Origin of the sequence: Amycolatopsis panacis (assembly GCF_003600245.1) — a bacterium.
GTDB lineage: Bacteria > Actinomycetota > Actinomycetes > Mycobacteriales > Pseudonocardiaceae > Amycolatopsis > Amycolatopsis sulphurea.
Map to the genome: position 1 here is coordinate 1 of NZ_QZFV01000020.1, position 5,315 is coordinate 5,315.

Annotated in this window: 5 protein-coding genes; 3 read left to right on the plus strand and 2 right to left on the minus strand. The window is 68.7% G+C overall.

The window, feature by feature from the left end; translation table 11 throughout:
- Positions 1 to 129 precede the first annotated feature (129 nt).
- A complete protein-coding gene (locus D5S19_RS01520) occupies positions 130 to 537 on the minus strand; it encodes an acyl-CoA thioesterase (RefSeq protein WP_120021527.1) in 408 nt (135 codons plus the stop codon).
- Positions 531 to 1,808, minus strand: a complete 1,278-nt coding sequence (locus tag D5S19_RS01525) for a hydroxyacid-oxoacid transhydrogenase (RefSeq protein WP_233573659.1) — start codon at positions 1,806 to 1,808, stop codon at positions 531 to 533. Before D5S19_RS01525 ends, D5S19_RS01520 begins: the two co-directional genes overlap by 7 nt.
- Positions 1,809 to 1,934: 126 nt before the next feature.
- Here D5S19_RS01525 and D5S19_RS01530 point away from each other — a divergent pair, with 126 nt between their 5' ends.
- The 3 genes from D5S19_RS01530 to D5S19_RS01540 all read left to right on the plus strand — a co-directional run bounded on the left by D5S19_RS01530 (position 1,935) and on the right by D5S19_RS01540 (position 5,054).
- Positions 1,935 to 3,575, plus strand: a complete 1,641-nt coding sequence (locus tag D5S19_RS01530) for a thiamine pyrophosphate-binding protein (RefSeq protein ID WP_120021529.1) — start codon at positions 1,935 to 1,937, stop codon at positions 3,573 to 3,575.
- Between the two features lie 238 nt (positions 3,576 to 3,813).
- Positions 3,814 to 4,068 carry a hypothetical protein gene (locus D5S19_RS01535; protein ID WP_120021530.1) on the plus strand — a complete coding sequence of 85 codons (255 nt, stop codon included), beginning with the start codon at positions 3,814 to 3,816 and terminating at the stop codon, positions 4,066 to 4,068.
- Positions 4,069 to 4,850: 782 nt separating this feature from the next.
- Positions 4,851 to 5,054: a cold-shock protein gene (locus D5S19_RS01540; RefSeq protein WP_098511896.1), complete on the plus strand. Its 204-nt coding sequence runs from the start codon at positions 4,851 to 4,853 to the stop codon at positions 5,052 to 5,054.
- Positions 5,055 to 5,315 lie beyond the last annotated feature (261 nt).

Consider the following 5,315-nt stretch of genomic DNA (forward strand, 5'->3'; position numbering starts at 1 on the left):
AGTTCAACCACCGGCCGGGCGCCACCACCAAACCCCTCACCAAGAAGTAACCGTTCTTGAAGGCTGTGAAGGGACCCTTCACGGACTCAGAGTCCGTGAAGGGTCCCTTCACAGCTGCGGCAGGCAGGCTCAGGTGAGCAGCTCGGTCAGGGATTCGCGCAGCTTTCCGGTGACCGGTACCGGCCGCCGGTGCTCGCGGTCGACGAACACGTGCACGAAGTGCCCCTCGGCGACCAGCACCTCGGCCGCCGAGTACATCCCGACCTCGTACCGCACGCTCGACCGGCCGAGGTGCGCCGCCCGCAGCCCGATCCGCAACGAGTCCGGAAAGGACACCGAAGCGTGGTAGGCACAGCGCGATTCCACGCACAGCCCGATCACCGGCCCGCTTTCGATGTCCAGCCCGCCGCGTTCGATCAGCCAGGTGTTGATCACGGTGTCCATCAGCGAGTAGTGCACCACGTTGTTCACGTGGCCGTAGACGTCGTTGTCCTTCCAGCGCAACGGAACCGTCTGCCAGTGCGGATACTTCACCACAGGCTCACCGAAGCCCGCAGGATGTCCGCCAAGTCCTCTTCGGACGGGCTGCGCGGCGCGGTCGCCAGCAGCCGTTGCTGCTTGAGCGTGCCCGCCACCAGAGAGTCCACATCGGACTCGGTGTAGCCGACGGCGTCGAGGCCGGCCGGGAGGCCGGTCTCGCGCATCAGGGTGGTCAGCACGGCGGGCAGGTGGTCGGCGAGGTCGCCGGGCCATTCGAAGTCCGGCGCGAGCAGCCGGGCCACCCGCAGGTGCCGGTCCGGCGACGCGGGGAAGGTGAACCGGAACGCGGCGGGCGCGGTGAGGGCGACGGCCATGCCGTGCGGCACCATCGCCTCTTCGCCCGGATAGCCCGCGGGATGGAAATCCCGTACCTGCCCGGCGATCGGGTACGCGTTGGCGTGCGGGATGTGCACCCCGGCGTTGCCGAAACCGAGCCCGGCGAACGTCGCGGCCAGCGCCATCGCCTCCCGCGCGGCCAGGTCCTTGCCGTCGCGCGCGGCGGCGGGCAGCGCCCAGGACAGCAGCTGCAGCGACTTCTCCGCGAACATGTCCGCCAGCGGGTTCGAGCCGCAGTAGGGTACGCGCTGCTCCGGACGTTTGCGCTCGAACTCGGTGTAGGGCTTCGCGGTGTAGCTTTCCGCGGCATGGCACAGGATGTCCATCCCGCTCGCCGCGGTGACCCCGGCGGGCTGGCTGATCGTGAGCCGTGGATCGACCACGGCCAGCGACGGACGCAGCCGCAGGTGGCTGATCCCGCTCTTGACCCGCAGTGACAACACGTCCAGCACGCACACCGCGGTGCTCTCGGAACCGGTCCCGGTCGTGGTCGGCACGGCCACCAGCGGTTTGAGCGGGTTCGCCGGTGCCCGGCCGCCGCCGACCGGCGCGTTGACGTAGTCCATCAGCTCGCCGTCGTTACTGGTCAGCAGGTTGGCGGCCTTCGCGGTGTCGATGCTGGACCCGCCGCCGACGGCCACGAAGGCGTCGTACGGACCGGATCCGCGGGCGAAGTCCACCGCTTTCCGCATGCTGATGTCCGTGGGTTCCACATGCACCCCGTCGAACGTCTCGGTGACGATGCCGTAGCCGCGGATGCCCTCGGCGATCCGCTCCGGCCAGCCGGTGGCGGCCACGACCGGGTCGGTGACCACGAGCACTCGTCGCGCGCCGTACTGGGTCAGGTCGTAGCCGATCTCCTCGCTCGCGCCGGTGCCGTACTTGAGCGCAGGGGCGCCATATGTGAAGATCGTTTCATGTTCGGGTGACACGGTGACGACCTCGCTTCCGCAACGAACGGGCAAAGCAGACATTTGACTCAACCTGGCAGCCAGTTTTTCAAGATCGCTTGACGGCGGTGAACGGTGCCGCCTTAAGCTCTCCTCATTAGATACCAACTGGGCACCACCGTCGCGCAAACGGCCGTGCGCATCCTGATTGTGGCCGGGGTCCGCCGGGTGTACTCGGTCGTCGGTGAGTCGTTCCTGGAACTGCTCGACGCGCTCCGCCGCGAACGCGCGGTCACGCCCGTCTCCGCCAGGCACGATTCGGGTGCCGCGTTCATGGCCGAGGCGGAGGGCAAGCTCACCGGCCACCCCGCCGTGCTGCTCGCCAGCCGCGGGCCGAGCGCGGCCGGGGCGGTGCTCGGCGTGCAGACCGCGTACCAGGACCAGACGCCGATGGTGGCGCTGCTGGAGACGCCCCCGCTCGGCCCGGTGATCCCCGGCGAGGTCCCGGCGAGCGACCTGACCGGCATGTTCGAGCCGATCTCGAAGTGGTGCGCGCGGGCCGACGAACCCGACGAAGTGCCGCACCTGCTCGCCGAGGGGCTGGCCCGATGCCGCGAACGGCGGCCCGGCCCGGTGGTCCTCGGCGTGCCGAGTGACGCGTGGGGCGTCCCGTACGACTCGGCCAAACCGGCGGCCACCCTGCGCCCACCTGTCTGCGGCACGCTGGGCCGTTCGGCGGAAGCCGTGGCGGCGCTGGTGGACGAGGCGCGCTACCCCGTAGTGATCGTCGGCGGGCGCGCGCAGTCGGCGCGTGAAGAGCTGATCGCTGTCGCAGACGAGCTCTCCCTGCCGGTGTACAACGCGTTTCGCCGGCAGGACGCGTTCCCGGAGAACCACGAGCGCTACGCCGGCCACCTCGGGCTCGGGATCCCCGCGCGACAGCTCGACGCGCTGGAGCGTGCGGACCTGGTGCTCGCGCTCGGTACGCAGCTCGACGAAGTGACCACACAGGGCTACCGCTACCCCACAGCGCAACAGACGCTCGTACTCGTCGGTACCGGGCTCGAAGAGCAGAGCCGGCGCGGCCTGACGTTCCGCGTCGACTCGGAGGTCGAGCCGTTCCTTCGCGAGCTACGGTCGCTCGCTTCGCCACGTACGCGGCGAGCGTCGGCTGCCAACGCTGCTGTGCACACGTTCATGACGCCGCCCGACACAAGCCGCGAGTCGCGCGTACACCCGGCTGACGTGGTCCGGGTGCTGCGGAAGCTGGCGCCGGAAGACACCATTGTCACCAGCGACGCCGGGAACTTCGCGCAGTTCATGCACCGGTACTGGTGCTTCACTCAGCCGCGTAGCCAGCTAGGGCCGAGTAGTGCGGTGATGGGGTACGCAGTCCCTGCAGCGGTGGCCGCGAAGCTGGCTGAGCCGCGTCGCACTGTCGTCGCGATGGTCGGCGACGCGGGCACCTTGATGACCGGCCAGGAGCTTGAAACCGCCGTACGCTACCGCGCGCCGGTGATGGTGGTCGTTTTCCAGAACGGTCTGCATGGCGCGCTGGCCGTGCACCAGGCTCGGACCCACGGCCGGCTATCCGGCGTGACCGTCCCTATCGTCGACTTCGCTTCGTGGGCGCGCGGACTCGGCGCGGCCGGGTACACCGTGGACGATCGGGATCAGCTTGAGCCGATCGTGGCGAGTGCGCTGGTGCGGCAGCGCCCGTGTGTGCTCGATGTGCGGACCGATCCGGACGTGGTGACCCCGGACGTGCGGCTGAGCACCCTGCTCGGGGCCGCGCGGCCGGGGGCCTGAAAAGTTCCTGAGAACAGGGGGAAACGCCGGAGATGTTCGGTAGCCGCGTGGGGTGCGCTCCGGTAGCCTGACGGTGTTCCCGGATCCGCTCCGCCGACTCCGGTCGTGGGGAATCCCGTGGGACGAACCGCATTCCCGCCAGCGGTGCGCCGCTGCCGGAGGGGTTTCTGTCGGTGCCCGATGGCACCATCGCGGTCATCACCCCGCTGCCGCGGGGAGGAACGAGGGGAGTTTCACCGTGACCGACGAAAAGGACGAGAGCAGCCGGCCCGCCACCACGCGGGCCCGCCGGAGCCGGACCACCAGGGCGGCCGCCGAGCTGCACGCGGTAGCGGCCGAGGAGGAGCCCGGCGCGGCGGGCAGCTCCGGTGTGGTGCCGGTGCTGTTCAGCGCGAGCGCCGAGGCACACGATGACGCCGTGACCGCGCCCGAACAGGGGGTGGACTGGCGTTCGCCGTTCGGAGCCCCGCTGCGCCCGGCCAGCGGTGAGTGACGGGTTTTCGCGCGCGGCGGCCGTGGCGGCTGCGTGAAGTCGCGCGGGCCGGGGTGGCGCGTGGCGTCGTGATGGTTGGGCCGATTTTGTGAAATTGCGGTTCGGTTGGTCCCGGCGTTCTCAGTTGCCGTCGTGGGGTGGGTCCTGCACGGGTCGGATTCCGCGCTCGATGAGCTGGATCGCTTGGGGCGTAAGCGAAGCGAGCCGGTAACGCGGATACCCGGCCGTCCCGTCCGCCGGCGTCTGAGTGTCCTCGATAAGGCGGGCCTGCCAGGAATTCGACTGCGGCCTGCTCAGGAATTTGGCTCTGTGCCGAGGAATTCGGCCCACGAGATGGATTCGCGCTGCTCCCTCGAACCTGATCACGGCCGTCCGGACAAGATCCTTTTTCGCGGAGCGCGAAACGCGTGGGAAACCGGGCAGAGGAGCGCGCCGGGTGCTCTGCGGGCGGTGTTCAGGAGGACTTCGCCCGCTGTTCAGCCGGCCTGAGGTCGTTGCCGCAGTTGACTGTTTCGCAGTGTGAGACGGAGCGCCCGCGACCCGGGTGTTGCTGGTCACACAGGTGTCGGAGACGGACCCGGGCGGGTGAGCCGGGGTTGTCGGGCCGCCGCGTGCTGTGGTTTACTTTGGACGGTCTTGATTTTTGTGTTCGTGTTGAGTCACGCTCGCAGAATCCAGCGGGCGTCGGGTCTCCTTCACCATCGAGGGTGCGCTTCGTCCGGGGATGGACCCAGGGCGTCGATGTGGCTTCCTGTTTTGTTTTTATGTATGGAGATTGTTAGATGACTCAGGGCACCGTGAAGTGGTTCAACTCCGAGAAGGGGTTCGGCTTCATCACTCCCGACAACGGTGGCGGCGACGTCTTCGTGCACTACAGCGAGATCCAGGGCAACGGTTTCCGTACCCTCGAGGAGAACGCTCGCGTGGAGTTCGAGATCGGCCAGGGCCAGAAGGGCCCGCAGGCCACGTCGGTCAACCTCCTCTGACCCACGTACTTCCGAACGAGGGCCGCCACCCGCACCCCGGGTGGCGGCCCTTTTCGTGACCGCCCTACCGCCCCCTGCCGCCGCGCCACGCCCGATCTGTCTGCTGTGAAGGGATGTCTTCACGGACTCAGACGCCAGGGTTCCGGCAAAGTCGGTGTAGAGGTCTGTGAAGGGACCCTTCACGGACTCTGAGTCTGTGAAGGGTCCCTTCACGGACCCGAAACCGGTCCGGCGCACGCTACGAGGTGGTCGCACACACCT

Coding starts and splice junctions, on each gene's coding strand:
- D5S19_RS01540 (WP_098511896.1), top strand. CDS start 4,851: ATGACTCAGGGCACCGTGAAGTGGTTCAACTCCGAGAAGGGGTTCGGC.